Source organism: Jhaorihella thermophila, assembly GCF_900108275.1.
GTDB classification, from domain to species: domain Bacteria; phylum Pseudomonadota; class Alphaproteobacteria; order Rhodobacterales; family Rhodobacteraceae; genus Jhaorihella; species Jhaorihella thermophila.
This window is the reverse complement of sequence record NZ_FNVD01000005.1, coordinates 202,777-229,339: the sequence shown is the minus strand read 5'-3', so window position 1 is coordinate 229,339 and position 26,563 is coordinate 202,777. Positions and strand designations below refer to the sequence as shown.

The 26,563-nt window shown below is 65.8% G+C and carries 28 protein-coding genes; 17 read left to right on the top strand and 11 right to left on the bottom strand.

The annotated features are described in order from the left end of the window. Positions 1-296: 296 nt before the first annotated feature. Entirely contained in the window at positions 297-1,013 is a 717-nt protein-coding gene (locus tag C4S70_RS08515; RefSeq protein WP_104007685.1) for a M48 family metallopeptidase, read from the top strand. 275 nt (positions 1,014-1,288) lie between these two features. Here C4S70_RS08515 and gyrB read toward each other — a convergent pair whose 3' ends face one another. The 5 genes from gyrB to C4S70_RS08490 form a co-directional block, all read right to left on the bottom strand. After that, complete coding sequence (gene gyrB / locus C4S70_RS08510) at positions 1,289-3,706, bottom strand: DNA topoisomerase (ATP-hydrolyzing) subunit B (RefSeq protein ID WP_104007684.1); 2,418 nt, start codon at positions 3,704-3,706, stop codon at positions 1,289-1,291. Between the two features lie 114 nt (positions 3,707-3,820). Beyond that, a complete protein-coding gene (gene recF / locus C4S70_RS08505; RefSeq protein WP_235003760.1) occupies positions 3,821-4,924 on the bottom strand; it encodes a DNA replication/repair protein RecF in 1,104 nt (367 codons plus the stop codon). A gap of 63 nt (positions 4,925-4,987) precedes the next feature. Next, positions 4,988-6,106: a DNA polymerase III subunit beta gene (dnaN, locus tag C4S70_RS08500; protein ID WP_104007682.1), complete on the bottom strand. Its 1,119-nt coding sequence runs from the start codon at positions 6,104-6,106 to the stop codon at positions 4,988-4,990. A 232-nt stretch (positions 6,107-6,338) separates the two neighbouring features. Next, entirely contained in the window at positions 6,339-7,394 is a 1,056-nt protein-coding gene (locus C4S70_RS08495) for a transporter substrate-binding domain-containing protein (protein WP_104007681.1), read from the bottom strand. A 67-nt stretch (positions 7,395-7,461) separates the two neighbouring features. After that, positions 7,462-8,526, bottom strand: a complete 1,065-nt coding sequence (locus tag C4S70_RS08490; protein WP_104007680.1) for a Hint domain-containing protein — start codon at positions 8,524-8,526, stop codon at positions 7,462-7,464. A gap of 206 nt (positions 8,527-8,732) precedes the next feature. Between C4S70_RS08490 and dapE the strand changes: the two genes are divergently transcribed. From dapE to rpmD, 15 genes are all read left to right on the top strand, one after another. Further along, positions 8,733-9,878 carry a succinyl-diaminopimelate desuccinylase gene (dapE, locus tag C4S70_RS08485; protein ID WP_200822743.1) on the top strand — a complete coding sequence of 382 codons (1,146 nt, stop codon included), beginning with the start codon at positions 8,733-8,735 and terminating at the stop codon, positions 9,876-9,878. Beyond that, positions 9,875-10,477, top strand: coding sequence for a TIGR04282 family arsenosugar biosynthesis glycosyltransferase (locus tag C4S70_RS08480; protein WP_104007679.1), 603 nt, complete (start codon positions 9,875-9,877; stop codon positions 10,475-10,477). The genes dapE and C4S70_RS08480 overlap by 4 nt, the downstream gene beginning before the upstream one ends. A gap of 79 nt (positions 10,478-10,556) precedes the next feature. After that, positions 10,557-12,809, top strand: a complete 2,253-nt coding sequence (rnr, locus tag C4S70_RS08475; protein WP_104007678.1) for a ribonuclease R — start codon at positions 10,557-10,559, stop codon at positions 12,807-12,809. Between the two features lie 100 nt (positions 12,810-12,909). Continuing rightward, positions 12,910-14,193: a lytic murein transglycosylase gene (locus tag C4S70_RS08470; RefSeq protein WP_104007677.1), complete on the top strand. Its 1,284-nt coding sequence runs from the start codon at positions 12,910-12,912 to the stop codon at positions 14,191-14,193. A gap of 193 nt (positions 14,194-14,386) precedes the next feature. Beyond that, positions 14,387-14,587, top strand: coding sequence for a 50S ribosomal protein L29 (gene rpmC, locus C4S70_RS08465; protein WP_104007676.1), 201 nt, complete (start codon positions 14,387-14,389; stop codon positions 14,585-14,587). Positions 14,588-14,599: 12 nt separating this feature from the next. After that, entirely contained in the window at positions 14,600-14,830 is a 231-nt protein-coding gene (gene rpsQ / locus C4S70_RS08460; protein ID WP_104007675.1) for a 30S ribosomal protein S17, read from the top strand. A gap of 76 nt (positions 14,831-14,906) precedes the next feature. Further along, entirely contained in the window at positions 14,907-15,275 is a 369-nt protein-coding gene (gene rplN, locus C4S70_RS08455; protein WP_104007674.1) for a 50S ribosomal protein L14, read from the top strand. Position 15,276: 1 nt separating this feature from the next. Continuing rightward, complete coding sequence (gene rplX, locus C4S70_RS08450) at positions 15,277-15,588, top strand: 50S ribosomal protein L24 (RefSeq protein WP_104007673.1); 312 nt, start codon at positions 15,277-15,279, stop codon at positions 15,586-15,588. Further along, on the top strand, positions 15,581-16,141 hold the full coding sequence (rplE, locus tag C4S70_RS08445) for a 50S ribosomal protein L5 (protein WP_104007672.1): 561 nt from the start codon (positions 15,581-15,583) through the stop codon (positions 16,139-16,141). The genes rplX and rplE overlap by 8 nt, the downstream gene beginning before the upstream one ends. A gap of 16 nt (positions 16,142-16,157) precedes the next feature. Beyond that, positions 16,158-16,463, top strand: a complete 306-nt coding sequence (gene rpsN / locus C4S70_RS08440) for a 30S ribosomal protein S14 (RefSeq protein ID WP_104007671.1) — start codon at positions 16,158-16,160, stop codon at positions 16,461-16,463. Positions 16,464-16,475: 12 nt separating this feature from the next. Continuing rightward, positions 16,476-16,868 carry a 30S ribosomal protein S8 gene (rpsH, locus tag C4S70_RS08435; RefSeq protein WP_104007670.1) on the top strand — a complete coding sequence of 131 codons (393 nt, stop codon included), beginning with the start codon at positions 16,476-16,478 and terminating at the stop codon, positions 16,866-16,868. An 11-nt stretch (positions 16,869-16,879) separates the two neighbouring features. Further along, positions 16,880-17,413 (top strand): 50S ribosomal protein L6, encoded by a 534-nt coding sequence (gene rplF / locus C4S70_RS08430; RefSeq protein WP_104007669.1) that lies wholly within the window; start codon positions 16,880-16,882, stop codon positions 17,411-17,413. 11 nt (positions 17,414-17,424) lie between these two features. After that, complete coding sequence (gene rplR / locus C4S70_RS08425; RefSeq protein WP_104007668.1) at positions 17,425-17,784, top strand: 50S ribosomal protein L18; 360 nt, start codon at positions 17,425-17,427, stop codon at positions 17,782-17,784. Positions 17,785-17,916: 132 nt separating this feature from the next. Continuing rightward, on the top strand, positions 17,917-18,486 hold the full coding sequence (rpsE, locus tag C4S70_RS08420; protein WP_104007667.1) for a 30S ribosomal protein S5: 570 nt from the start codon (positions 17,917-17,919) through the stop codon (positions 18,484-18,486). Between the two features lie 12 nt (positions 18,487-18,498). Beyond that, entirely contained in the window at positions 18,499-18,687 is a 189-nt protein-coding gene (gene rpmD / locus C4S70_RS08415) for a 50S ribosomal protein L30 (RefSeq protein WP_104007666.1), read from the top strand. A 78-nt stretch (positions 18,688-18,765) separates the two neighbouring features. Here the strand turns inward: rpmD and pncB are convergent, their stop codons facing one another. The 3 genes from pncB to C4S70_RS08400 form a co-directional block, all read right to left on the bottom strand. Beyond that, a complete protein-coding gene (pncB, locus tag C4S70_RS08410) occupies positions 18,766-20,058 on the bottom strand; it encodes a nicotinate phosphoribosyltransferase (RefSeq protein WP_200822742.1) in 1,293 nt (430 codons plus the stop codon). A 102-nt stretch (positions 20,059-20,160) separates the two neighbouring features. Then, positions 20,161-20,556, bottom strand: a complete 396-nt coding sequence (locus tag C4S70_RS08405) for a hypothetical protein (RefSeq protein WP_104007665.1) — start codon at positions 20,554-20,556, stop codon at positions 20,161-20,163. A gap of 6 nt (positions 20,557-20,562) precedes the next feature. Continuing rightward, positions 20,563-21,102 carry a DMT family transporter gene (locus C4S70_RS08400; RefSeq protein WP_104007664.1) on the bottom strand — a complete coding sequence of 180 codons (540 nt, stop codon included), beginning with the start codon at positions 21,100-21,102 and terminating at the stop codon, positions 20,563-20,565. 157 nt (positions 21,103-21,259) lie between these two features. Between C4S70_RS08400 and C4S70_RS08395 the strand changes: the two genes are divergently transcribed. Next, a complete protein-coding gene (locus C4S70_RS08395) occupies positions 21,260-22,015 on the top strand; it encodes a hydroxypyruvate isomerase family protein (RefSeq protein ID WP_104007663.1) in 756 nt (251 codons plus the stop codon). A gap of 4 nt (positions 22,016-22,019) precedes the next feature. Here the strand turns inward: C4S70_RS08395 and polA are convergent, their stop codons facing one another. The 3 genes from polA to C4S70_RS08380 all read right to left on the bottom strand — a co-directional run bounded on the left by polA (position 22,020) and on the right by C4S70_RS08380 (position 26,562). Continuing rightward, positions 22,020-24,830: a DNA polymerase I gene (gene polA, locus C4S70_RS08390; RefSeq protein ID WP_104007662.1), complete on the bottom strand. Its 2,811-nt coding sequence runs from the start codon at positions 24,828-24,830 to the stop codon at positions 22,020-22,022. A 137-nt stretch (positions 24,831-24,967) separates the two neighbouring features. Beyond that, positions 24,968-25,150 (bottom strand): zinc-finger domain-containing protein, encoded by a 183-nt coding sequence (locus C4S70_RS08385; protein WP_104007661.1) that lies wholly within the window; start codon positions 25,148-25,150, stop codon positions 24,968-24,970. Between the two features lie 98 nt (positions 25,151-25,248). Continuing rightward, complete coding sequence (locus tag C4S70_RS08380) at positions 25,249-26,562, bottom strand: replication-associated recombination protein A (RefSeq protein ID WP_104007660.1); 1,314 nt, start codon at positions 26,560-26,562, stop codon at positions 25,249-25,251. Between the last annotated feature and the right edge of the window lies 1 nt (position 26,563).

Below are 26,563 nucleotides of genomic sequence, written 5' to 3'. Positions count from 1 at the left end.
CCGCAAGCGCCCCCATTCCGCCCTTGGCGGCAAACCCCCAGCCGTGGTCTACTGGCTGAGAAAAGACGAAACCCAACCCGGTCAGCAGGAGCAAATAGTAGCTTAAATCAAGCCGGAAACTGTCCAGACATTGGGGAGTAGCTCACCAACGACGTCGCCCAGAACAACCTGCGCAACGCCATCGACGACCACTTCTTCGACGTCCTGCGCGACGAGAAGGGTATCGAACTTCCAGTCGAGACGCTCGACGAAATCGAGTTGAAGATCATGGATCTCGTCAGGGCCAGGTTCGCGGCATGAAACGCCAAGGCCACTGTTTGCGTTATGGCGCGTATCAAATCGCCTATGAAATCGTGCGGCGGCCGCGGAAGACGCTGGAGATTGCCGTGGAGCCGGACACCTCCGTGGTCGTTACCGCACCGGCGGACGCGGCGCTGGAAGCGATCGAGGCAAAGCTGCGAAAGCGGGCGGCCTGGGTGCTGCGGCAGCAGAGATATTTCGCGCAGTTCCTGCCGCGCACGCCCGAACGCCGGTTCGTCTCCGGTGAAACGCATCTCTATCTCGGGCGCCAGTATCGGCTGAAGGTTGTCCCGCATGTTCAGGCCGGAGTGAAGCTGATCCGGGGGTTCATCGTCGTGCACACGCATCGACCGGACAGGCCCGATGTGACGCGGGCGTTGGTGGAAGCGTGGTATCGTGAGCGCGCTCACGTCAAGTTTCCGGATCGGATCGAGCATTGTCTGGGGTTCTTTCCAGACCCCGAGGCGTTTCGGCCAAGGAGTCTGATCGTTCGGCAAATCCGCCAGAGGTGGGGCTCCATGTCGCCCGCCGGACGGCTGCTGCTCAACTTGCGTCTCATTCAAGCGCCGGTCGACGCCATCGACTACGTGATCACCCACGAACTCTGCCACATCGCGGAGCCGCATCACGGCCCGGCGTTTTTCGACCTTCTCGCGCAGGTGATGCCAGACTGGGACCGTCGCAAGCAAAGGCTCGAACGAACCCTCGCCTGACAGTCGATCCCCGCCTCGCGCCGTAGCCCTGCGCCGCTTCCGGCTCCCCAAGACAGGCACGCCGTGATCGTTCGTCTCCGCCACGCACCGCTGTCCCGCCGGGGAGGAAGCCAGAGGCATGCCCCGCCACTCTTTGCCCGCACGACGCCCTGTTGAAGCTCGATCCGCCCTCATGGGCGCATTCACGGCGCCGAAACCCGGCCACGCGCAAACATTTGGGCAAAATGCGCAGGCTTATACGGCAAGCGCAAGCTTATGGGTCGGCGTACAAAACTTCAGAAATCCAGGTTCTCGACGCTCAGCGCGTTTTTCTGGATGAATTCGCGCCGGGGTTCGACCACGTCGCCCATCAGCTTGGTGAACAGATCGTCGGCCTCGGCCACATCGTCGATCCGGACCTGCAACAGCGTGCGCGCCTCGGGGTCCAGCGTGGTTTCCCACAACTGATCGGGGTTCATCTCACCCAGTCCCTTGTAACGCTGAAGCGTCAGACCCTTCTGGCCTTCTTCCAGAATCGCATCGAGCAGGGTCAGAGGCCCGTGGATCACCTGCACGCGATCCTTGCGCACAAGCGTTGCCGGCTGGCCGTAGATTTCCTGAAGGCTCTCGGTAAAGCTGCCCGCCTTGCGCGCCTCGCCCGACCGCAGCACCGGGCCGTCCAGGGTTCGGACCTCTTCGACGCCGCGCAAAATGCGCGCCAGCCGGATGCCGTGATCCTGCGTGATCCGCCCCTGCCAGCCGCGTTCGTATTCCTCCGCGATCATGTCCAGACGCGCCGCGACCTTGTCCGCCACGCCCTGCAGGTCGGCATCCACCGCGCCCGGCACAAAAGCCCCGGCAATCGCGGCCTGTTCAAGAATGTGGCGCGGATAATGGGTCGGGAAAGCCTCCAGCACGCGCTTGAGCCGACGGGCGTCTTCGATCACGCGCACCAGATCCTGCCCGACGATCTCTTCGCCCGAGGCCAGCCGCAGCACGGCGCCCTCGGTCCCCTGCTCGATCAGGTAGTCCTCGAGCGCCTCCTGATCCTTGAGATAGACCTCGGACTTGCCCCGCGTCACCTTGTAGAGCGGCGGCTGCGCGATGTAGAGATGACCCTTCTCGATCAACTCCGGCATCTGCCGGTAGAAGAAGGTCAGCAGAAGCGTGCGGATATGCGCGCCGTCCACGTCGGCATCGGTCATGATGATGACCTTGTTGTAGCGCAACTTGGAGATGTCGAATTCGTCCCGCCCGATGCCGGTGCCCAGCGCCATCACCAGGTTGCCGATCTCCTGGCTCGACAGCATCCGATCGAACCGGGCGCGTTCGACGTTCAGGATCTTGCCGCGCAGGGGCAAGATCGCCTGAGTCATCCGGTCGCGCCCGGTCTGGGCCGACCCGCCGGCGCTGTCGCCCTCGACCAGGAACAGCTCGGTCTTGCTCGGATCCTTCTCGGAACAGTCCTTGAGCTTGCCGGCCAGATAGTTCACGTCCATCGCCGACTTGCGCCGCGTCAGCTCGCGCGCCTTGCGGGCGGCCTCGCGGGCCAGAGCAGCCTCGACGATCTTGCCGACGATGGTTTTGGCCTCGTTGGGATGCTCTTCCAGCCACTCGGTCAGCTTTTCGTTCACCAGCCCCTCGACCGCTGGGCGCACCTCGGAGCTGACCAGCTTGTCCTTGGTCTGAGAGGAGAATTTCGGGTCCGGCACCTTGACCGACAGAACGCAAGTCAGCCCTTCACGCGCGTCGTCGCCGGTGAAGTTCACCTTCTCCTTCTTCGCGATCCCGCTTTCCTGGGCATAGCGGGTCAGCGTCCGTGTCAACGCCCCGCGAAAGCCGGCAAGATGCGTGCCGCCGTCCCGCTGGGGAATGTTGTTGGTAAAGGGCAGCACCGTTTCGTGATAGCTGTCGTTCCACCACATGGCGATCTCGACGCCGATCCCGTCGCGGTCACCTGCGATGTAGATCGGTTCTTCCATCATCGCCTGCTTGTGGCGGTCGAGATACTTGACGAACTCCTTGACCCCGCCTTCGTAGTGCAGCTCGACCTTCAGCGGCTCGGCGGGGCGTTCGTCGATCAGGACGATCTTCACGCCGGAATTCAGAAATGCCAGTTCGCGCAGGCGCCGCTCCAGCGTCTCGAAGGAATAGTCGAGGTTCGAAAACGTATCGGTCGAAGCCAGAAAGGTCACCTCGGTTCCGGTGCGGTCCCCGCATTCCCCGACCACCTTGAGGTGCTCCACCGTCTCGCCACGCTCGAATCGGGCGAAATGCTCCTTGCCGTCGCGCCAGATGCGCAGCTCCAGCCAGTCCGAGAGCGCGTTCACCACGGACACGCCCACGCCATGCAGGCCGCCCGACACCTTGTAGGAATTGCTGTCGAACTTGCCGCCCGCGTGCAGCTGGGTCATGATCACCTCGGCCGCGGACACGCCTTCCTCGGGGTGGATGTCCACCGGGATGCCGCGCCCGTTGTCGCGCACCGAGACGCTGGAATCGGCATGGATGACGACCGTCACCTCGTCGGCGTGACCGGCCAGCGCCTCGTCGATGCCGTTGTCCACGACCTCATAGACCATGTGATGCAGCCCCGACCCGTCATCGGTGTCGCCGATATACATGCCGGGACGCTTGCGCACGGCTTCCAAGCCCTTGAGAACCTTGATCGATTCGGCGCCGTATTGCTGTTGCGCCTGTGCCTGTTCAGACATTCGGAAAAATCCCCTGTTCGCTGTTCATTATATACGAACTGTTGGGGGGAATGTCACGTCATCGCCCCAGATTTTGTGGGCGCAAAAGGCAGATTTCGACGGGGTTTCCGACCGTCACCCTCGCAGCCGGGTCACCGACTCTCCGCCGGCATCGATCACCTCTACATTCTGCGCGCGATCGCCCAGTTCGCCGAACAGTTCCGGCCCGGTTCCGGTCATCCAGGCCTGAGCGCCCAGCGCGCAAATCTCGTCATAAAGCGCCGCCCGCCGGTCCGCATCCAGATGCGCGGCGACTTCATCCAGCAACAGGATCGGCGGCGCGCCCATCCGCGCGGCCAGGGCGCGCGCATTGGCCAGAATCAGCGACACCAGCAACGCCTTCTGCTCTCCGGTCGAGCATTGCTCGGCCGGCACGCCCTTTGCCGCGTAAGATCCGCGCAGATCCGTCCGGTGCGGACCGACCAGCGCCCGCCCCGCCGCCATGTCACGCGGGCGGCTTTCAGCCAGCGCCTGCCGCAGCGCCGCCTCGTCCCCTGGCATCTCACCTTCGCTCTGGACCAGGCGCAGCGCCGCCACCGGAAAGGCCGTCTCCGCCCGCGCCTGAGCCTCTTCCAGCGCCTCAACCGTGCGCAACCGCCCCTCGTGAACGCGCTGCCCGGCCGCCGCCATCTGCGCCTCGAGCGCGGCATACCAGCCCGGATCACGCACCTGCTCCTTCAACAGGCGGTTCCGCTCGCGCATGGCCTTTTCATAAGTCAGAACCGCCTCGGCATGGGTCGGATCGAAGCTCAAAGCGGCGCGGTCCAGAAACCGCCGCCGCCCTTCCGCGCCCTCGATCCACAACCGGTCCATCGCAGGCACCAGCCACAGCACGCGCGCAACGCGTCCCAGCGCCAACTGGCCGGCCACCTTGCCGTCAATCCGAACCTTTCGCGCCGCGCCGCCCTCCGACCAGGTTTCGACCTCATGCACCTGCCCCAACGAGGCCACCCTGCCCGCCAGTTTCCACCCGATCGCATCCGGGCGCCGCGCCATTTCGGCCGCCGGCGCCCCGCGCAAACCCCGCCCCGGCGAAAATAGCGAAACGGCCTCCAGGATATTGGTCTTGCCCGCCCCGTTCGGCCCGAAGATCGCCACCGGACGCCCGTCCAGTTCCAGCCGCGCCAGACGATGCGACCGGAAATGCGAGATCACCAGACTCGTCAGGGCCAGAGACACGGGACCCGGCCCCTTCATCTTGCTTCAAATACTCCCGCCGGAGGCATCGCGCGTCAGCGCGATTCAGACGCGCATCGGCATGACGACGTAGATCGCGCTGTCGTCATTGCCCTCGCGCATCAGCGTGGGATCGCCGGCCGAATTGAACAGAAACACGGCATTTTCTCGGTCCACCTGACTGGCGATTTCCAGCAGATATTTTGCGTTGAAACCGATCTCCAGCGGCTCGTCGCTGTAGGCCACGGCCAGTTCTTCCTCGGCCGCGCCGCTGTCGGGGGCGTTCACCGACAGCACCAGCCGGTCATTCTCCATCTGCATCTTCACCGCCCGCGACCGTTCGGACGACACGGTGGCAACCCGGTCCACGGCTGCCGCGAATTCGCGCGCGTCCACCTCGAGCCGCCGCGTATTGTGCAGCGGAATCACCCTCGCGTAATCGGGGAAGGTTCCATCGATCACCTTGGAGGTCAGCGTGATGTCCGGCGTGGCGAAGCGCACCTTGGTTTCGCTGACCGACACCGCGATCTGCATGTCGTCGTCATCCAGAAGCTTGCGCAGCTCTCCCACCGTCTTGCGCGGCACGATGACGCCGGGCATGTCCTCGGCACCCTGCGGCAGATCCGCGTCGATCCGCGCCAGCCGATGCCCGTCGGTGGCCACGCAACGCAGCACCTTCTGGCCGTCGGACTCGGCCACATGCATGTAGACGCCGTTCAGGTAATAGCGTGTCTCCTCGGTCGAGATGGCGAACTTCGACTTGTCGAACAGCCGCCGCAACACCGGCGCGGGGGCCGAAAAATTCGACTGGTATTCCGACGAAGCCATCACAGGGAAATCTTCCTTGGGCAAAGTCGCCAGCGAGAAATTCGACCGGCCCGCCTCGACCGTCAGCCGGCCGGCGGCGCTGTCCGCCGTCAGCGTGACCAGCGCCCCGTCCGGCAACTTGCGCACGATCTCGTGCAGCGTCGTCGCGGCGACCGTCGTGGCGCCCGCACGCTCCACCTGCGCCGGAGCGCGGTCCACCACCTCGATATCCAGATCCGTCGCGCGGAACTGGACATTGTCGCCCTCGGCCTCGATCAGCACGTTGGCCAGGATCGGGATGGTGTTGCGCCGTTCCACGACCGATTGCGCCTGGGACACGGCCTTGAGCAGCACGCCGCGTTCGATGCTGAACTTCATTTCCCTCTTCCCCCTTCACGGACCGGGAGGCGCACCCTAACGGTTCCCGTCGCCGGCACAAGGTTTTTTGTTTTCGGAGTTGTCCAAGGATATCGCGCGGGCGTCAAGAGGCGCGGCGACGTTCGCCATCCCGCTATGGCATTCTCGCCCCTGTGCGATGAAATCCGCTGCGCTGTCCGACCATGACACCGGCCCGGAGGGAGGCCGGGTCGCGACCGGGCCGGCAAGATCGTCACTGTCGAGAACCGAACCACTTGCGATAGATCGTGTCGTAGGTGCCGTCCTCGCGCAGCGCCAGCAGGGCCTGGTTCACATCCTCGGTCAGCGGACTGCCGGTCGGAAACAGGGTGCCGTAGTTTTCGCGCAGGAAAACGCCCCCCAGCGTGACCGCCCGGCCCTTGCCGTCGTGGTTGGCATAGTAGGCCAGGATCGGCGCGTCAAAGACCACGGCGTCAAGCTCGCCGCCTTCGAACCCTTCGATCAGTTCGTCCAGCCCCTCATAGGCGGAATAGTCGATCTCGCGCCGTTGCAGGAACCCCGCGGCGGTCGAGCCGCCGATCGTGCCCACCCGTTTGCCATACAGATCGTTGATACCGTTGACCGACCCCGAAATCGCCTCGACCGTCATGACCGAGGTGATCTTGGCCACGAAGACCGACACCAGAAACAGGGACGACACCACCAGGATCACGCCGAACAGGCGGCCGAACGGGGTGCGGGGAACGCGTTCCTCGAACCCGCCGTTCACGACGAGGTTCAGCGCCCACCAGAAGGACGGAAACAGGGCCTCACGCGCGGGACGGTCGAAATAGGGCTGGGCGCGGCGCTCCAATATCCACATCAGCATGCCGCCCCCCACCAGCGCGAGAAAAGCGATCCCGACCGCCGCCAGCACGTCCCGCGACAGGATCGCCCGAAACAGCGAAGGTCCGCCGGCCTGATCGGCGGGCACCATGATCTGAAGCCCCGCCTCGAATATCGGCTGGCTGAAATCCATCACGACTTCGCGCTCGGCGGTGATCGAAATGTTTGCAATCGCCAGATCGACGGTGCCGTCCTGCACCGCATCCAGCATTTCGCCAAAGGTTTTCTTGCGCTCGATGGTGTAATCCCAGCGCAGCCGGTTGGCGATCTGCCGCAAAAGTTCGATCGAAAAACCGGTATCGGTGTCGTTCTCGACATGCGAAAACGGCGGGCGGGTGACTGTCGCCACCTTCAGCGGCTCGGCCGCGAGCGTCTCTGCCCAGACCGATACCGCAATGCAAAGAGCCAGAAACGCCCTGATCATCTGTCCCGCGCGGTTGTTTCTCCGTCACCTAACCGGGAAGTCGCGGAAACAGCAAGGAAAAGCGGCGTTACGCCGCGCGCTGCTCGGCCAGGATGCGGGCATCAAAGGCGCGCAGCACCGGATGGACCGACTTCCCGTGCTCGGGCAGGGTCTGGCGGTCAAGACCGGCCAGGATGCTGGCTTCCAGCGCATCGCGCTTGCGCCGCAGCCGTCCGACATAGAGCGATTCGACCGCAGCGCCGCCTGCGTCCAAAGCTTCGTGCGCGGGCAACAGCAACTGCGTGTATGTGACCAGCGGCCCGGTTTGAACGGGTCGAACCGCTTTTCCGCCTGCCAGATGTCCGGCCTCGATCATGGCGGCCTCGTGGTTGAACAGATATTCGACCTCGGAGCCGCGCACCACCAGCCGCTGCGAGGGAGCGATCACGATATCTCGCATCAGGCCGAAATAGGGTGCGCGCAGGCGGATCGGCCGAAACCGGCCCATGGCCGGAACGGTGCGGTCCAGCCGGTGCAGGACGGGGGCAATCTCGCCCCCGGCGGTCACGACGGTGTCGCCGCGCCGCAGGGCGCCTGCCGCGCGGAACCCCTCGGGTGTGGCGATTGGCGTGTCGGGGGCAAGCGTCGGCATCGGACCGACCGGCTCCACGGCGTCGCTGAGCGCGATGAAGCTGACCTCGGGCGCGAGATAGCTGGCGGACCGGTCGGCGAACAGCACACGCAGATCCGCCAGCCGCGGCGGGACGGTCACGGCCAGCGGCGCGATCATCACCTTGTCCTGCTCGCATTCCAGCGCCACACGGCCCAGCCCCGCATCCACGTCCCAAGAACAGGTCAGCCGCAACAGGTCGGCCCGCCCGGTATCCGCGTGGTTGAAGGTGCGGTGCAGTGTCTCCTGCCCCTGCGCCATAACGAATGTCAGGCCGCCGCCGGGCACCGACTGCACCGAAAGATGGCACCGCGGCGGTCCCTTGCCATCGAAATAGATCATGGGTTCGGGCCGGTCGCCGGTGGGCAGGCGCGTCTCGATCACCAGCGATCCGCGCCGCAGCTCACTGCCCGGCGCGCGGTGTGCAAAGGCGCGCCTTGACAGACGGCGCCCGTCATGTTCGGCCAGCGCGATCCAGCTCATCGCCGCCTTGCCGCGTGTCGCGGTGTGATGTTCACTGCCTGCCTCTTTGTCCGCGTGGTGGCACGGAACGTCTTGTTGATCTTGACCCCGTCTAACACGCCGCTCGACCGCCTGTTAAGCGGAATTGGTCCGTGCCGGCTTCCAAGGGCTTGGCTTTGCGGCGATTCCATCACAAGTCTATGCTCCAGACGTGAAAAGGAGCCCTCATGACCCTGACCGATCCCGCCCGATTGACCGCCGATCTGATCCGTTGCCCCTCGGTCACCCCCGAGGAAGGCGGCGCGCTGGTGCTGCTGGAACAGGTGCTGTCGAGCGCCGGGTTCGACTGCACGCGGGTGGATCGTGGCGGGGTGGCGAACCTCTTTGCCCGCTGGGGGGCGAAGGGCCATCCGCGCACGTTCGGCTTCAACGGGCATACCGACGTGGTGCCGGTGGGGGACGAAGCGGCCTGGAGCGTTCCGCCCTTTGGCGCGGTGGAACGGGACGGGATGCTCTATGGGCGCGGGGCAACCGACATGAAATCGGGCGTGGCCGCCTTTGTCGCCGCGGCGGTGGATTTCGTGCGAGACACCCCGCCCGATGGCGCGGTGATCCTGGCCATCACCGGCGACGAGGAAGGCGAGGCAACCGACGGCACCGTGGCGCTTCTGGACTGGATGGAGGCCAATGGCGAGCGCATGGCCGCCTGTCTGGTGGGCGAACCGACCTGCCCGGACCGTATGGGCGAGATGATCAAGATCGGCCGGCGCGGGTCGCTGACCGCGTGGTTCACGGTGACCGGCGTGCAGGGCCATTCCGCCTATCCGCACCGGGCGAAGAACCCCTTGCCGGCGATGGCGCGGCTGATGGACCGGCTGGCCAGCCACGAACTTGACCGAGGCACCGAGCATTTCGACCCCTCGACGCTGGCCATCGTCACCATCGACACCGGCAACCCGGCGACCAACGTGATCCCGGCACAGGCGCGGGCAGCGGTGAACATCCGCTTCAACGACCTGCACAGCGGCGCCAGCCTGACCGAATGGTTGCAGGCCGAGGCCGACGCCGTGGCCGAAGCCTTCGAGGTCGCCATCGAGATGAAGGTCAAGGTGTCGGGCGAAAGCTTCCTGACCCCGCCGGGGCCGCTCTCGGACCTCGTGTCGGCGGCGGTGGAGGCCGAAACGGGGATCAGGCCGGTGCTGTCCACATCCGGCGGGACGTCGGACGCGCGGTTCGTCAAGGACCACTGCCCGGTGGTGGAATTCGGGCTCGTGGGGCGGACCATGCACCAGGTGGACGAACGGGTCGAGATCGCGCAGATCCATCAGCTCAAGGCGATCTATTCGCGGCTTCTATCGGATTACTTTGCATGATGCGGCCCCGGCCCGTCCTGATCGTGATGGTGAAGGAACCGCGCCCGGGTCGGGTCAAGACGCGGCTGGGGCGGGGCATCGGGATGGTCGCGGCGGCCTGGTGGTTCCGCCACGCGGCGCGCGCCACGCTGCGGCGGCTGCGCGATCCGCGCTGGGATCTGGTGCTGGCGGTGTCCCCGGACCGCGAGGGGCTGGCCAGCCGGGTCTGGCCCACCGACCTGCCCCGCATCCCCCAGGGCCGGGGCGATCTGGGTGCGCGGATGCGGCGGCTGTTGCGGGCGGCGCCGGGGCCGGTCTGCCTGATCGGCGGGGACATTCCAGAGGTGCGGCGGCGGCACATCGCCCGCGCCTTTGCCGCGGCTCCAGCGCACGATCTGGTGTTCGGCCCGGCCACCGACGGCGGCTTCTGGCTGGTGGGGGCGCGGCGCGGGTCGGCGGTGCCCGCGCGGCTGTTCGCCGGTGCGCGCTGGTCGAGCGAATACGCGCTGGCCGACAGCATCGCCTCGGTTCGCGGTGCGCGGATCGCGCTTGTGGACCGGCTGCGCGACGTGGATGAGGCGGCCGATCTGCCCGGCCGCACGAGCCCGCCGCGCGATTGACATTCCCCTCCCCGGCTCTCGCCCCGGCGCAGTCGCTTTTGCGCATGACGCCGCCCGCGCGCCGTGCTAGGCGAACCGTATGAAGCGAATTCCTTCCAAGGCGGAGATCCTCGACTGGATCGCCGCGCACCCGACCCAGACCAGCAAACGCGACATCGCCAAGGCGTTCGGCATCAAGGGCGCCGACCGGATCGAGTTGAAACGCGTGCTCAAGGAGCTCGAGGCCGAGGGCCACCTGGAAAAGCACAAGCGCAGCTATCGCGACCCTGAAAGCCTGCCACCGGTGACGGTGCTGACGGTCAAGGCCCCGGACGAGAACGGCGACCTCTACGGACGGCCGCTGGAATGGCATGGCGAGGGGGTGGAACCGATCGTGCTGATCGTGCCACGCGCCTCCGACCCCGCGCTGGGCGAAGGGGACCGGATCCTTGCCCGCCTGACCCGCGTGCACGAAGAGGACCACAATTACGAGGCCCGCCTGATCCGCCGCATCGGGTCGGCCCCGCGCCGGGTGGTGGGGATCTTTCGCAGGACCGCCGAGGGCGGCCGCATCCTGCCCATCGACAAGGCCGCCAGCACCGAATGGATGGTGGCCGAGGCCGACCGCCACGGCGCGAAGGACGGCGAACTGGTCGAGGCCGAACAGGCCGGCCCGCGCGGCCGCATGGGCCTGCCCCGCGCGCGGGTGATCGAACGCCTGGGCGACCCCACCGCGCCCAAGGCGGTGTCGCTGATCGCGATCCATCAGCACGGCATCCCCGACGAGTTCCCGCCCGAGGTTCTGGCCGAGGCCGACCGGATCAAGCCGGTGGGGCTGAAGGGCCGCAGGGATCTGCGCGATCTGCCCTTCGTCACCATCGACCCTGCCGACGCCCGCGACCACGACGACGCCTGCCATGCCCATCCCGACGACGACCCCAAGAACCCCGGCGGGCATGTGATCTGGGTCGCCATTGCGGATGTCGCGGCCTATGTGCGGCCCGGTTCGGTGCTGGACCGCGAAGCGTGGAAGCGCGGCAATTCCACCTATTTCCCCGACCGCGTGGTGCCGATGCTGCCCGACCGGCTGTCGGGGGATCTGTGTTCGCTGCACGAAGGCGTGCCGCGCCCCTGCATCGCGGTGCGCATCCGCGTCGATGCCCAGGGGCGGAAACTGGGCCACAAATTCGTGCGCGGCATGATGAAATCGGTCGCCTCGCTGACCTACCAGGAGGTGCAGGCCGCTATCGACGGCCAGCCGAACGAGCGCACCGAACCGCTGCTGGATCCGGTGCTGAAGCCCCTCTACTCCGCCTGGCGGGCGCTGGCCGCCGCGCGCGAGGAACGCCAGCCGCTGGATCTCGACCTGCCCGAACGCCGCATCGTTCTGGGCGAGGACGGCAAGGTCAAGTCGGTCGCTTTCCGCGAGCGGCTGGATGCACACCGGCTGATCGAGGAATACATGATCCTCGCCAATGTCTGCGCCGCCGAGACGCTGAACAGGAAACGCTCGCCGCTACTGTTCCGGGTGCACGAAGAGCCGACCCCCGAAAAGCTCGAGGCGTTGCGGGAAACCGCGCAGGCAAGCGGACTGACGCTGGCCAAGGGGCAGGTGCTGCAGACCCGGCACCTCAACGCGCTTCTGGCCGCGGCCGAGGGCACCGAGTTCGACGAACTCATCAACCTCTCTACCCTGCGGTCGATGCAGCAGGCCTATTACAGCCCCGAAAACTTTGGCCATTTCGGACTGGCCCTGGCCAATTACGCGCATTTCACCTCGCCCATCCGGCGCTATGCCGACCTGATCGTGCACCGCGCCCTGATCCGCGCGCACGGCTGGGGCGATGACGGGCTGACGGACGAGGAAATCGAACGGCTGGACAAGACGGCCGAGCACATCTCGGACACCGAACGCCGATCGATGATGGCCGAACGCGACACCACCGACCGCTATCTTGCCGCCTATCTGAGCGAACGGGTCGGCAGCGAGTTTTCGGGGCGCGTCAGCGGGATTGCCCGGTTCGGGGTGTTCGTGAAGCTGGACGAAACCGGCGCCGACGGGCTCATTCCGGTGCGGTCGCTAGGGCGGGAGTATTTTCATTTCGACGCCGACAGCGGCACCCTGATGGGGGCCGATACCGGGCTGACCATCAGCATCGGCCAGCGCGTGACCGTGCGGCTGGTCGAGGCCTCGCCCGTGACCGGGGGGCTGGAGCTGGAACTGCTGTCGCTGGAGGACAAACCGATGCCGCGCGGGCCGCGCCCGGCGCGGCGGGCGAGTGGGCGCAAGGTCAAACCGACGCGGCAGAAACGCGACCGGCTCAAGAAGAAGGCCGCGCGGCGCAGGCGGTGATCGGCAAGGGCCCGCCGCCCGGCGCGGCCCGTCCCTTCCCGCGCTTTACGCATAGGCAGGGGCGGCTATTCTGGACCCGAGGCAGCGCGATGGGAACGGCATGGCACGGATCACCGGCAGATTTCGGGCGAGACGGGGCGGATTGGTCGTCGCGGCGGTTCTGTGCGCCGGCATCGCGCAGGCGGCCGGGCCGGTCGATCATTCGCTGCGCCCGCTCGCGCGGCCCGGCATGGTGATGCACCCCGCCCCGGCCTCGGCCAGCGCCTTTGACGCCTGGGCCACGGATTTCCGCCGCAGGGCGGAGGCGCTCGGCATCGACCGCGCGTTGATCGACCGCGCCTTTCTTGGCGTGTCCTTCGACCCCGCGATCCTGAAACGCGACGAAAACCAGTTCCAGTTCACGAAAACGGTCGGGCAATTTCTGAAAACCGCCGTGTCGGAGGCCCGGATCCGCAACGGGCGGGCCGCGATGCGCAAATACGCCGCCGATCTGGCCGCTATCGAGGCGCGTTACGGCGTGGAAAAGCAGATCGTCGCCGCGATCTGGGGGCTGGAGAGCGCCTATGGCGCCTGGCGCGGCTCGACCGATGTTCTCAGCGCGCTGGCTACGCTGGCTGCCACCAGCCGGCGCGGGGCGTTTTTCGAAACGCAACTGATCGCCGCGCTCACCATCCTGCAACGGGGCGAGGCGCGCGCCACCGACCTGCGCGGCAGCTGGGCGGGCGCGATGGGGCACACCCAGTTCATGCCGACCTCCTATCTGCAATATGCCGAGGATTTCGACGGCGACGGGCGGCGCGACATCTGGTCGGACGACCCGCGCGATGCGCTGGCCTCAACCGCGGCCTATCTGGCGGCGCACGGCTGGACCCACGGCCAGCCCTGGGGGGTGGAGGTGCGCCTGCCCGAGGATTTCGACTATCTGCTGGCCGACCGGCGAATCGAGAAGATGCCGTCGGACTGGGCCGCGCTGGGGGTGAGAGGGATCGACGGCCAGCCGGTGCCCGATCACGCGCCGGCCTCGATCCTGCTGCCGGGCGGGCACCGGGGGCCGGCCTTCATGATCTTTCCCAATTTCGCGGTGCTGGAGCGTTACAACACCGCCGACGCCTATGTAATCGGCGTGGGCCATCTGGGCGACCGGCTGATGGGGGCGGGACCGGTCGGGCACCCCTGGCCGGACGACCGGGCGCTGACCTATGACGAACGGATCGAACTGCAGCGCCGCCTGACCGAACGGGGCTTTGACACGCAAGGCATCGACGCGCGGATCGGGCCGCTGACCATCAACGCAGTGCGCGCCTTTCAGAACGCCCAAGAGCTCATTCCCGACGGCTATCCGTCACCCGCGCTGCTGGCCCGTCTGCGCGGCGCGGGGGGCTGAGTTCCGCCCGGCGCGGATGCAGGGAAAAAACCGCAAACTTTCCCTTGCCCCTGCGCCCACCCTCCCTTATAGGAGCGCATCTCGCGGATTCCGGTGACGGGATTCGTGTGTCTTTTGTTTTGTCCACCGGGATCAGGGTGACCCTTGCCAAAGGTCGGGGCCCTCCGGTGTTCGAGGAAAGAGGAAAAAGGCGATGAACGCCCAGGAACTGAGAGAAAAGACCCCGGACCAGCTCCGGGAGGACCTGGCGGCGCTGAAGAAGGAAGCGTTCAACCTGCGCTTTCAACAGGCGACCGGCCAGCTTGAGAACACCGCGCGGATGCGCACCGTCCGCCGCGACATTGCACGGGTGCTGACCGTGCTGAACGAAAAAGCCGCAGAAGCTGCGAACTGAGGAGCCTGATCGATGCCCAAACGTATCCTGCAAGGCACCGTCACCAGTGACGCCAACGACCAGACCGTGACCGTCCTGGTGGAACGCCGCTTCCGCCATCCTGTTCTGAAGAAAACGGTTCGCAAGTCCAAGAAATACCGGGCTCACGATCCGAAGAACGCCTTCAAGGTCGGCGACACCGTTCGCATCATCGAATGCGCGCCGAAATCGAAGACGAAACGCTGGGAGGTTCTGGAGGCGTAAGCCTGCGAACCTTTCGGTTTGAGCGAAACCCTGGGGGAATGAACGAGAACAGCCCCCACAGGTCGGGAGAAACCACATGATCCAGATGCAGACCAATCTGGATGTCGCTGACAACTCCGGCGCCCGCCGGGTTCAGTGCATCAAGGTCCTGGGTGGTTCCAAGCGGAAATACGCGTCGGTGGGTGACATCATCGTCGTGTCCGTCAAGGAAGCCATCCCGCGCGGCCGCGTGAAGAAAGGCGACGTCCGCAAGGCCGTCGTCGTGCGCACCGCCAAGGAAGTCCGCCGCGAGGACGGCACCGCGATCCGTTTCGATCGCAACGCCGCCGTGATCCTCAACAACAACCTCGAGCCGATCGGCACCCGGATCTTCGGGCCGGTGGTGCGCGAGCTGCGGCAGAAGAACTTCATGAAGATCATCTCGCTCGCCCCGGAGGTGCTGTAAGATGGCTGCCAAACTGAAGAAGGGCGACAAGGTGATCGTGCTTGCCGGCAAGGACAAGGGCAAGCAGGGCACCATCACGCAGGTCATGCCGAAGGAAGGCAAGGCCATCGTCGAAGGGCTGAACATCGCCATCCGCCACACCCGCCAGAGCCAGACCAGCCAGGGCGGCCGCCTGCCCAAGGCGATGCCGATCGACCTGTCGAACCTGGCGATCGTCGACAAGAACGGCAAACCGACCCGCGTCGGCTTTCGTATGGAAGGCGACAAGAAGGTCCGTTACGCCAAGACCACGGGGGACGTGATCGATGCTTGATGCCGCAAACTACACCCCGCGCCTGAAGGCCGACTACAAGGACCGCATCCGCGCCGCTCTGAAGGAAGAGTTCGGCTACAAGAACGACATGCAGATCCCGCGTCTGGAAAAGATCGTTCTGAACATCGGCTGCGGCGCCGAGGCCGTGAAGGATTCCAAAAAGGTCAAGTCGGCCCAGGAAGACCTGACTGCGATCGCCGGCCAGAAGGCCGTGGTCAACAAGGCCAAGAAGTCGATCGCCGGCTTCCGCGTCCGCGAAGGCATGCCGCTGGGCGTCAAGGTGACCCTGCGCGGCGACCGGATGTATGAATTCCTCGACCGCCTGATCACGATCGCCCTGCCCCGCGTCCGCGACTTTCGCGGCGTGAAGCCGGCCTTTGACGGCCGCGGCAACTTTGCCATGGGCATCAAGGAGCACATCGTGTTCCCGGAAATCGACTTCGACAAGGTCGACGAGGTCTGGGGCATGGATGTCGTGATCACCACCACGGCGAACACCGACGCTGAAGCCAAGGCGCTGTTGAAGCATTTCAACATGCCGTTCAACAGCTGAGCCTGAGAGGACTATCATGGCCAAGAAAAGCATGATCGAACGCGAGAAGAAGCGCCAGCGCCTGGTGGCGAAATACGCCGAAAAGCGTGCCGCGCTGAAAGAGATCGCGAATGACGAAAGCCGCCCGATGGAAGAGCGCTTCAAGGCGCGTCTGAAACTGGCGAAACTGCCCCGCAACAGCTCGCCCACGCGGCTGCACAACCGCTGCCAGCTGACGGGCCGCCCGCACGCCTATTACCGCAAGCTGAAAGTCAGCCGTATCGCGCTGCGGGAACTGGGCTCCGCCGGTCAGATCCCCGGCATGGTGAAGTCGAGCTGGTAAGGAGAGAGTGAGATGAACGATCCTATCGGCGATATGCTCACCCGTATCCGCAACGCGCAGATGCGCGGCAAGTCCACCGTGACCACGCCGGCATCCAAGCTGCGGGCCTGGATTCTCGACGTGCTGGCGGAGGAAGGCTATATCCGCGGCTACGAAAAGACCACGGATGCCAACGGCCATCCGGCGCTCGAGATCAGCCTGAAATACTTTGATGGCACCCCTGTCATCCGCGAGATCAAGCGGGTCTCCAAGCCCGGCCGTCGCGTTTACATGGGCGTCAAGGACATCCCGCAGGTCCGTCAGGGCCTGGGCGTGTCGATTGTCTCCACCCCCAAGGGTGTGATGTCGGATGCGAACGCACGCGCGGCCAATGTCGGCGGCGAAGTGCTTTGCACGGTCTTCTGAGGAGGTCGCCCATGTCTCGTATTGGTAAGCAGCCGGTCGAGTTGCCCAGCGGCGTCACCGCGACCGTGTCGGGCCAGACCATCGAGGTCAAGGGGCCGAAAGGCACCCGCAGCTTTACCGCCACCGACGATGTCGCGCTGGTGGTCGAGGACAACGTCGTCAAGGTTCAACCGCGCGGCAAGTCCAAGCGTGCCCGCCAGCAGTGGGGCATGTCCCGCACCATGGTGCAGAACCTCGTCACCGGCGTGACCCAGGGCTTCAAGAAAGAGCTGGAGATCAACGGTGTGGGGTATCGTGCCCAAATGCAGGGCAACAAACTCAAGCTGAACCTCGGCCTGAGCCACGACGTCGAATACGAAGCGCCCGCGGGCGTGACCGTTTCGGCGCCCAAGCAGACCGAGATCGTCGTGGAAGGCATCGACCAGCAGCTCGTCGGCCAGGTTGCCGCGGAAATCCGCGCCTGGCGCAAGCCCGAGCCCTACAAGGGCAAGGGCATCAAATACAAGGACGAGTACATCTTCCGCAAGGAAGGCAAGAAGAAGTAAGGACGCGAAAAATGGCAAACAGCAAAAGAACCCTGTTTCTGAAGCGCCGCCTGCGCGTTCGGAACAAGCTTCGCAAGGTCAATGTCGGCCGTCCGCGGCTGAGCGTGTACCGTTCGAACAAGAACCTCAGCGTACAGCTGATCGACGACGTTCGTGGCGTGACCCTGGCCTCGGCCTCGACCTTGGAAAAGGATCTGGGCCTGGTCGGCAAGAAGAACGTCGAAGCCGCGGCCAAGCTGGGCGCGGTGATCGCCGAGCGCGCCAGGAAAGCCGGCGTCGAAGAGGCCTATTTCGACCGTGGCGGCTATCTCTACCACGGCAAGGTCAAGGCGCTGGCCGACGCCGCCCGCGAAGGCGGACTGAAGCTCTGATGCAAAGCGTGGGCGGCGCGGGTTGCGTGCCGCCCCGATGATCCGGGGGTTCCGGCCCTGATCGGGCAACACCGGGGCCCACCTGGATTGGACGAACCGGCGCCATGCGCCACCAAGAGAAGGGAATGCCGAATGGCAGAACGTGAAAACCGCCGGGGCGGCCGCCGCGACCGCGAGGAAGCCCCTGAATTCGCCGATCGCCTGGTCGCGATCAACCGTGTGTCCAAGACCGTGAAGGGCGGCAAGCGCTTCGGCTTCGCGGCTCTGGTGGTCGTGGGCGACCAGAAGGGCCGGGTCGGCTTTGGCAAGGGCAAGGCCAAGGAAGTGCCCGAAGCCATCCGCAAGGCCACCGAGGCCGCCAAGCGCAACATGATCCGCGTGCCGCTGAAAGAGGGCCGCACCCTGCACCACGACATCGAAGGTCGCTGGGGCGCCGGCAAGGTCGTGATGCGCACCGCGCCGGAAGGCACCGGGATCATCGCCGGTGGTCCGATGCGCGCCGTGTTCGAGATGCTGGGCGTCAAGGACGTGGTGTCCAAGTCGATCGGCTCGCAGAACCCCTACAACATGATCCGCGCCACCATCGACGGCCTGACCAAGACCCAGTCGCCGCGCATGGTCGCCCAGCGCCGCGGCAAGAAGGTCGCCGACATCCTGCCCAAGCGGGACGAAGCGCCGGCCCAGCAGCCGGCCGAAGCGTAAGGAGACGTCAACATGGCCAAAACCATCGTCGTCAAGCAGATCGGCAGCCCGATCCGTCGCCCGGCCAAGCAGCGCCAGACGCTGATCGGACTTGGACTGAACAAGATGCACAAGACCCGCGAACTGGAGGATACTCCGGCCATCCGTGGCATGGTCGCCAAGATCCCGCACCTCGTGGAGATCATCGAAGAGCGCGACTGAGGCATGATCGCCTCGCATGACAATGCGAACGCCCCCGGAATCCGGGGGCGTTTTTTCATTGCCCGGCGGGCAGGACGCTCAGACCTCGACCTTGATCCGCTTCTGCTCTCCAACGCCGAAGACGCGCTTGTAGCGTTCGATCTCTTCCGGCGGCCCCATCGCCTTTTCGGGGTTGTCGCTCAGCTTGACCGTGGGCCGGCCATTCGCGGCAGCCGCCTTACAAACCAGCGAAAACGGCGCCAGCGCATCGCCCGGCACCAACCCGCGAAAATCGTTGGTCAACAGCGTGCCCCAGCCATAGGACACCTTGGCGCGATGGGCGAAGCGCTTGTGCAGATCCAGAATCTTGTCCACGTCCAGCGCATCGGAAAAGATGATCCGCTTCTGCCGTGGATCCTCGCCGCGCGATTTCCACCAGGCGATCGCGGTTTCCGCGCCTTCGACGGGGTCTCCGCTGTCGATACGGATGCCGGTCCAGCTGGCCAGCCAGTCCGGGGCACGCTCCAGAAACCCCTTGGTCCCGAAGGTGTCCGGCAGGATGATGCGCAGGTTGCCTTCGTGTTCCTCGTGCCAGTCCTTGAGCACTTCATAGGGCGCCTGCGCCAGTTCCTCGTCGGTGTCCGCCAGCGCCGCATAAACCATCGGCAGTTCATGCGCGTTGGTACCGATCGCCTCCAGATCGCGATTTTTGGCGATCAGGCAGTTCGACGTGCCCACAAAGCCCTCGCCCAGCCCTTCGGTCATCGCCTGCACGCACCAGTCCTGCCACAGAAAGGAATGGCGGCGGCGCGTGCCGAAATCGGCGATCTTGATGCCCTCGACGGCGCGCAGGCGTTCGACCTTTTCCCACAGCTTGGTCATCGCGCGGGCATAGAGCACCTGCAGCTCGAACCGGCGCATCTTGTGCAGCACCGCCCGCCCGCGCAGCTCCATCAGCACGGCAAGCGCCGGGATCTCCCACAGCATCACCTCGGGCCACTTGCCCTCGAAGGTCAGCTCATACTGGCCGTCGCGCTTTTCCAGGTGATAGGGCGGCAGGCGCAGACCCTCGAACCATTCCATGAAGTCGGGACGGAACATCTGCCGCTTGCCGTAGAACATGTTGCCGCGCAGCCAGGTGCTCTCGCCTCGGGTGAGCCGCAGGGTGCGGATGTGGTCCAGCTGTTCGCGCAGCTCGCCTTCGTCCACCAGTTCCGCCAGCCGGATGTGCTTGGAGCGGTTGATCAGGCTGAAGGTGACAACGGTGTCGGGCTTGTTGCGGAACACCGACTGGCACATCAGCAGCTTGTAGAAATCCGTGTCGATCAGCGACCGCACGATGGGGTCGATCTTCCACTTGTGGTTCCAGACGCGGGTCGCGATATCCACCATGGGCTTGGGCTCCGTTTCTGCCGGCCCGGCAGACGCGTGCGCGCCGGCCGGGACAGTTCATGCGGATACCGCGCCGCGCCGCTTATCGCAAGCGCCGCGGGTTCAACGGCGGCCGACCCACCCCCCGCCCTGCGACAACACGACCCCAAGCGCCACGATCGCGGCGCCGGTGGCCTGCCGCCAGTCCCACGCGCCCCCCAGCGACAGCAGGATCACCATCACGTAGAAGGGCGCGATGTTGATGTGGAACGAGGCCACCGCAATCCCCAGCCGCCCCACCGAGGCGATCCACATCACCTGGCTGAGCGCCATGCCGGTGACCGCGTAGATCGTCAGCAGGCCGAACTGTTCCACCCCGACAGTGCCGCGCGGCAGCATGTCCGAGCCCATAGTGCCCATCACGGCCGTGACCAGCACCATCAACACCATGCCACCGGCCAGCGTGATCGTGGTGCGGCCCAGCGGGCTCAGGTCGGGGAAATCTTGCACCGCCTTCATGCTGCCCTAGGCAAAGACAAAGACCGAGGCAATCGCATAGGCCGCCCCCATCCCCAGATCGGCCGAGGGCGTGCCCTGCGTGGCCACCGCGCCGCCGATCACCGAGGCCGCCAGCCCCAGCACGAAACCGGGCGTCAGCCTGCGGCTGCGCTGCGCCATCTCCAGCAGCGTCGCCGCCAGCGGCGAGGCCGAGGCGATCAGCGCCACCGTCACCGGATCGGTCAGCGCCTGCGCCTTGAGCAGAAAGAACGCCCCCAGCCCAAAGCCCATGCCGCCCACCATCAGGCCATGCCCCCAGCGCGCGTGACGCGCCGCAGCCGGCCCGTCCGCCATGATCCAGACCGGCAGCAGGATCGCCACCGCCAGCACCAGCCGCGCGGCGGTCAGCGCAGCGGGGTGCCAGCTGTCCAGCAGGATCTCGGCCGCCGGAAAGCCCGCGGCCCATGTGACCATCGAGGCCACACACAAGGCATTGCCCGAAAGAATACCGCCCCGGCGGATCGCACCAACCTGCGAAAACCCCGCCGGATCATAGGGATAGGTCATGGAAACACCCGCAAGATCCGTTGCGTTCCTTGCTCCTCAATCCTCTGATTCGCGGCTTCCGTCTGGCCCGGATTCGACAAGGTGTCGTTTTCGGACTCCTTTCCTTTGCGCGGCCGGGTCGCTAAGCCTGAACGGACCGAACAAGGATTCCGAGCCAATGCCCCGCCTCGCCGCCAACATCTCGCTGCTGTTTTCCGAACTGCCGTTCTTCGACCGTTTCGAGGCCGCCGAGCGCGCGGGGTTCGCGGGCGTCGAGATCCTCTTTCCCTATGACGTCGCCGCAAAAGAGATCCGCCGCCGCCTGATCGCCAACGGGCTGGAACTGGTGCTGTTCAACGCGCCACCCCCCAACTACACCGGCGGCACGCCGGGCTATGCCGCCCTGCCCGACGGCGTGGAGCGGTTTCGCCACGACATGCGCCGCGTGGACCGCTTTGCCGAGGAACTGCGCCCCGGCCTGATCCATGTGATGGCCGGTTACACGGACGATCCGCGGGCCGAAGAGACCTTCGTGGCAAACCTGCAATGGCTGGCCGACACCTGGCCGCGCAGGCGGTTCACCATCGAGCCGCTGAACGCGAGCAACCAGCCGGGATATTTCCTGAACGACTACGGCCTTGCCGCGCGGGTGCTGGACCGGGTGGACCGGCCCAATGTCGGACTGCAATTCGACAGCTATCACGCCCAGATGATCCACGGCGACGCGCTGGAGGTCTGGCGCCGCTTTGGCCATCGCGCCTTTCACGTTCAGATCGGGCAGGCCCCGGACCGCCGCCAACCGGGGTCCGGCCCGATCGACTTTGCCACGCTGTTCGACGCTATCGAAGCCAGCGGTTATGACGGCTGGATCAGCGCCGAATACAACCCCACCACGCCGGACACGCGCGAGTCCCTGGGCTGGATGCCGGCCTGACGGGTCAGTGCGCCTCGGCCCAGTTGTCACCCACGCCTGCGTCCACGGTCAGCCGCACGTCCAGCTTCACCGCGGGTTCGGGCGCGTTTTCCATCACCGAGCGGGCGATCTCGATGGTCTTGTCCACCGCATGCTCGGCCACTTCGAACAGCAGTTCGTCATGCACCTGCAACAGCATCTTCGCGGGCAGGCCGGCGATCGCGTCGGGCATGCGGATCATCGCCCGCCGGATCACGTCCGCGGCCGTGCCCTGGATCGGCGCGTTGATCGCCGCGCGGCGGGCGAACCCGGCCCGCGGCCCCCTGGCCGCGATTTCCGGCGTATTGATGCGCCGGCCGAACAGGGTGCGGACGAACCCGTGCTCCTTGGCAAAGGCAACCGTGTCGTCCATGTAGGCCCGGATGCCGGGGAAGCGTTCGAAGTAGCGGTCTATGAATTCCTGCGCTTCGCTGCGCGGAATGCGCAGGTTGCGCGACAGGCCAAAGGCCGAGATGCCGTAGATCACCCCGAAATTGATCGCCTTGGCGCGGCGGCGGATCTCCGGCGTCATCTGGTCCAGCGGCACGTCGAACATCTCGGAGGCGGTCATGGCGTGGATGTCCAGCCCGTCGGCAAAGGCCTGTTTCAGCGCCGGGATATCGGCGATATGGGCCAGAATCCGCAATTCGATCTGGCTGTAGTCCAGCGACACGATCTTGTTGCCCGGCTCGGCGACGAATGCCTTGCGGATGCGGCGGCCTTCCTCGGTGCGCACGGGGATGTTCTGCAGGTTGGGATCGGTCGAGGCCAGCCGCCCCGTGTTCGCCCCCGCGATCACATATGACGTATGCACCCGCCCCGTTTCCGGGTTGATGTGGTCCTGCAGCGCATCCGTATAGGTCGATTTCAGCTTGGCCAGCTGCCGCCAGTCCAGCACCCGCGCCGCCAGTTCGTTGCCCTCGGCGGCGAGATCTTCCAGAACGTCCGCCCCCGTGGCATAGGCGCCGGTCTTGCCCCGCTTGCCGCCCTCGATCCCCATCTTGTCGAACAGGATCTCGCCCAGCTGTTTGGGGCTGCCGACATTGAACTCCTCGCCCGCCAGTTCGTGGATCTCGGATTCGAGCGCGGCCATTTTCTGCGACAGCCCGTTGGACATGCGGCCGAGCGTGTCGCGGTCCACCTTGATGCCGTCCATCTCCATCCGCGCCAGAACCGGCACCAACGGGCGTTCCAGCGTCTCATAGACGGTTGTCACCCGCGCCCGGTGCAGCTGGGGCTTGAACACGCGCCACAGCCGCAGCGTGATGTCGGCATCCTCGGCGGCGTAAGCCACGGCGTCCTCGATCTTGACCTTGTCGAAGGTGATCGCCGACTTGCCAGAGCCCAACAGCGGCTTGATCGGGATCGGCGTGTGGTTCAGGTAGCGTTCGGACAGCGTGTCCATCCCATGCCCGTGCAGGCCCGCGTGCATGGCATAGGACAACAGCATCGTGTCGTCGATCGGCGCGACGTCGATCCCGTGCCGGGCCAGGATCTTGGCGTCGTATTTCATGTTCTGCCCGATCTTCAGGATCGAGTCGTCCTCCAGCACCGGCTTCAGCATGCCCAGCGCCTGCGCCTTGTCCATCTGCCCTTCGGCCAGCGCGTCCGAGCCAAAGAGGTCATCGGTCGCGCCGTCCTTGTGCCCCAGCGGGATGTAGCAGGCCGAACCCGGCTCGACCGCCAGCGAGATACCCACCAGATCGGCGCGCATCTCGTCCAGGCTGGTGGTTTCGGTGTCCACCGCCACCCAGCCGCGGAACTGGATCAGGTCGATCCAGCGTTGCAGCGCCTGGGCGTCGCGGACGCATTCGTAATTGGCCGAATCGAAAGGCTGATCGTCCGGTGCCGGCGCATCACCGGCAGGGTCCGGCGCCTTTTCGGGGATGACCGGCGGCTCCACCCCCAGCTTTTCGGCGATCCGCCGCGACAGGGTGCGAAACTCCATCTCGGCCAGAAACGCCAGCAACTTGTCCGGGTCCGGCTCGCGCAGCTCCAGATCGTCCAGCGACACGTCCAGGGGCATCTTGCAGTCGAGCTGCACCAGCTTCTTCGACAGCTCGATCTGGTCGCGTTTCTCGATCAGGGTCTGACGGCGCTTGGGCTGCCTGATCTCCTCGGCATGGTCCAGCAACGTTTCCAGATCGCCCCATTCGTTGATGAGAAGCGCCGCCGTCTTGATCCCGATCCCCGGCGCGCCGGGGATGTTGTCAATGCTGTCGCCCGCCAGCGCCTGCACGTCCACGACCTTTTCCGGCGGCACGCCGAACTTCTTGATCACGCCGTCGCGGTCGATGCGGATGTTTTTCATCGGGTCCATCATCTCGACCCCGCCGCCGACCAGCTGCATCAGATCCTTGTCCGAGGACACGATCGTCACCCGCCCCCCGGCCTGCCGCGCCCGGCAGGTCAGCGTGGCGATGATGTCGTCGGCCTCGAAGCCTTCGAGCTCGATCGAAGGGATGTTGAACGCCTCGGTCGCAGCCCGCGTCAGCGGGATCTGCGGGCGCAGATCCTCGGGCATCTCTTCGCGGTTGGCCTTGTAGTCGGGAAACAGCTTGTGGCGGAAATTGTCGCCCTTGGCATCGAAGATCACCGCCAGATGGGTCGGCGCATCCGCGCCGTGGTCGCCGTCCACATAGCGTTGCAGCATGTTGCAGAACCCGGCCACCGCGCCCACGGGCAAACCGTCGGATTTCCGCGTCAGCGGCGGCAGGGCGTGATAGGCGCGAAAAATGAAGGCCGAGCCGTCGATCAGGTGCAGGTGGCACCCCTTGCCGAAATTCGAATCCGTCATGCTGCGTCGCCCACCCGTTCCTGTTGCTGCCGGACTGCGCCCGTTATCGGCCATGACGGCGCACATCGCAATCGCCGCGTGCCCTCCGGCCGGGGAACACGCGGCATGAAAAGGATCGCGTCAGCGGGTGCCGAGGCTCAGGCGGCCTTGTCCTCGTGGCCCTTGAGCACGTATTTGCAGTCGCAATAGGGGCACTCGATCCAGCCCTGCCCTTCGGGGATGTGCAGCCAGACCCGCGGATGGCCCAGCGCGCCTTCGCCGCCGTCACAGGCAATGCGCGTGGTTTCGACGATCTTGATTTCAGGCGCTTTTGTCGTCATCTTCCCGGCTGTCCTTCTGGTTGGTGGCGCATCGCGCGCCGCGACCTCGAGTCACCGGCGTTTATGAGCGATCAGAGGCCAGGGGGCAAGAGCCCGCCCTACCCGCCGCGCCGCGCCCGAAGCCGCGCGAAATAGTCCAGCCGGCGTTTCAGCTCGCGCTCGAACCCGCGTTCGACCGGCTGGTAGAGCACCGGGCGTTTCACGCCTTCGGGGAAATAGTTCTGCCCCGAAAACCCGTCCTCGGCATCGTGGTCGTATTCATAGCCCGCCCCATAGCCCTGGTCCTTCATCAGCGCCGTTGGCGCGTTCAGGATATGCTTGGGCGGGGGCGCGCTGCCGGTCTTTTTGGCCAGCCGCATCGCCGCCTTGTAGGCCACATAGCCCGCGTTCGATTTGGGCGCGAGCGCGAGATAGGCCACCGCCTGCGCCAGCGCCAGTTCGCCCTCGGGGCTGCCGAGGCGTTCATAGGTTTCCCAGGCGTGCAGGCAGATGGTCTGGGCCTGCGGGTCGGCCAGCCCGATATCCTCGACCGCCATCCGCGTGATCCGGCGCGCCAGATAGCGCGGATCCTCGCCCCCCTGCAGCATCCGCGCCAGCCAGTAGAGCGCCGCGTCCGGGTCCGAGCCGCGCACGGATTTGTGCAGGGCCGAAATCAGGTTGTAATGCTCGTCTCCGCTCTTGTCGTATTTCGCCGCCCGTCGCATCAACCGCCGGGCCAGCGCGTCGGGGTCCAGGGGTTGCTCCACCCGCCAGGCCGCGACCTGCTCTACCAGGTTCAACAGCGCCCGCCCGTCGCCGTCGGCCATTTCCTGCAAGGCCTCGCGCGCGGGACCGGTGAGCGGCAGCTTGCGGCCCAGTTCGGCCTCGGCCCGCTGCATCAGCCGTTCCAGATCCGCAAGCGACAGCCGTTCCAACACCAGCACCTGCGCGCGACTCAGCAGCGCGGCGTTCAGCTCGAAGGACGGGTTTTCCGTGGTCGCCCCGACCAGAAGGATCGTGCCGTCCTCCATATGCGGCAGGAATCCGTCCTGCTGGGCCTTGTTGAAGCGGTGGATCTCGTCCACGAAAAGCAGCGTCCCCTGCCCGTTCTGCCGCCGGATCTTCGCCGCCTCGAACACTTTCTTCAGTTCGGGCACGCCGGTGAAGATTGCGCTGATCTGCACGAAATGAAGATCTGTTTCATCGGCCAGAAGCCGCGCGATGGTGGTCTTGCCCACCCCCGGCGGACCCCAGAAGATCAGGCTGCCGAGCGACCCGGACTCCAGCATCACCCGCAGCGGCGCATCCGGCCCCAGCACCTGGTCCTGCCCGATCACTTCGGCCAGCGTTCTCGGCCGCAGCCGGTCGGCCAGCGGCCGGTGCGGGGCGGCGTGATCACCGGTTTCCTCGGGGCTGTCGAACAGGTCGGCCACG

Bases quoted from the DNA above. Each gene is read 5' to 3' on its own strand.
- rnr (WP_104007678.1), top strand. From the start codon at position 10,557: ATGAAGCGAATTCCTTCCAAGGCGGAGATCCTCGACTGGATCGCCGCG.
- C4S70_RS08405 (WP_104007665.1), bottom strand. From the start codon at position 20,556: ATGAAGGCGGTGCAAGATTTCCCCGACCTGAGCCCGCTGGGCCGCACC.
- rpsN (WP_104007671.1), top strand. From the start codon at position 16,158: ATGGCCAAGAAAAGCATGATCGAACGCGAGAAGAAGCGCCAGCGCCTG.
- rpsQ (WP_104007675.1), top strand. From the start codon at position 14,600: ATGCCCAAACGTATCCTGCAAGGCACCGTCACCAGTGACGCCAACGAC.
- pncB (WP_200822742.1), bottom strand. From the start codon at position 20,058: ATGGTGGATATCGCGACCCGCGTCTGGAACCACAAGTGGAAGATCGAC.
- C4S70_RS08490 (WP_104007680.1), bottom strand. From the start codon at position 8,526: ATGAGCTGGATCGCGCTGGCCGAACATGACGGGCGCCGTCTGTCAAGG.
- dnaN (WP_104007682.1), bottom strand. From the start codon at position 6,106: ATGAAGTTCAGCATCGAACGCGGCGTGCTGCTCAAGGCCGTGTCCCAG.
- rpsE (WP_104007667.1), top strand. From the start codon at position 17,917: ATGGCAGAACGTGAAAACCGCCGGGGCGGCCGCCGCGACCGCGAGGAA.
- rpsH (WP_104007670.1), top strand. From the start codon at position 16,476: ATGAACGATCCTATCGGCGATATGCTCACCCGTATCCGCAACGCGCAG.
- rpmD (WP_104007666.1), top strand. From the start codon at position 18,499: ATGGCCAAAACCATCGTCGTCAAGCAGATCGGCAGCCCGATCCGTCGC.
- polA (WP_104007662.1), bottom strand. From the start codon at position 24,830: ATGACGGATTCGAATTTCGGCAAGGGGTGCCACCTGCACCTGATCGAC.
- rpmC (WP_104007676.1), top strand. From the start codon at position 14,387: ATGAACGCCCAGGAACTGAGAGAAAAGACCCCGGACCAGCTCCGGGAG.
- C4S70_RS08400 (WP_104007664.1), bottom strand. From the start codon at position 21,102: ATGACCTATCCCTATGATCCGGCGGGGTTTTCGCAGGTTGGTGCGATC.
- dapE (WP_200822743.1), top strand. From the start codon at position 8,733: ATGACCCTGACCGATCCCGCCCGATTGACCGCCGATCTGATCCGTTGC.
- rplR (WP_104007668.1), top strand. From the start codon at position 17,425: ATGGCAAACAGCAAAAGAACCCTGTTTCTGAAGCGCCGCCTGCGCGTT.
- rplX (WP_104007673.1), top strand. From the start codon at position 15,277: ATGGCTGCCAAACTGAAGAAGGGCGACAAGGTGATCGTGCTTGCCGGC.
- C4S70_RS08495 (WP_104007681.1), bottom strand. From the start codon at position 7,394: ATGATCAGGGCGTTTCTGGCTCTTTGCATTGCGGTATCGGTCTGGGCA.
- gyrB (WP_104007684.1), bottom strand. From the start codon at position 3,706: ATGTCTGAACAGGCACAGGCGCAACAGCAATACGGCGCCGAATCGATC.
- C4S70_RS08515 (WP_104007685.1), top strand. From the start codon at position 297: ATGAAACGCCAAGGCCACTGTTTGCGTTATGGCGCGTATCAAATCGCC.
- rplE (WP_104007672.1), top strand. From the start codon at position 15,581: ATGCTTGATGCCGCAAACTACACCCCGCGCCTGAAGGCCGACTACAAG.
- C4S70_RS08480 (WP_104007679.1), top strand. From the start codon at position 9,875: ATGATGCGGCCCCGGCCCGTCCTGATCGTGATGGTGAAGGAACCGCGC.
- C4S70_RS08395 (WP_104007663.1), top strand. From the start codon at position 21,260: ATGCCCCGCCTCGCCGCCAACATCTCGCTGCTGTTTTCCGAACTGCCG.
- C4S70_RS08385 (WP_104007661.1), bottom strand. From the start codon at position 25,150: ATGACGACAAAAGCGCCTGAAATCAAGATCGTCGAAACCACGCGCATT.
- rplF (WP_104007669.1), top strand. From the start codon at position 16,880: ATGTCTCGTATTGGTAAGCAGCCGGTCGAGTTGCCCAGCGGCGTCACC.
- C4S70_RS08470 (WP_104007677.1), top strand. From the start codon at position 12,910: ATGGCACGGATCACCGGCAGATTTCGGGCGAGACGGGGCGGATTGGTC.
- rplN (WP_104007674.1), top strand. From the start codon at position 14,907: ATGATCCAGATGCAGACCAATCTGGATGTCGCTGACAACTCCGGCGCC.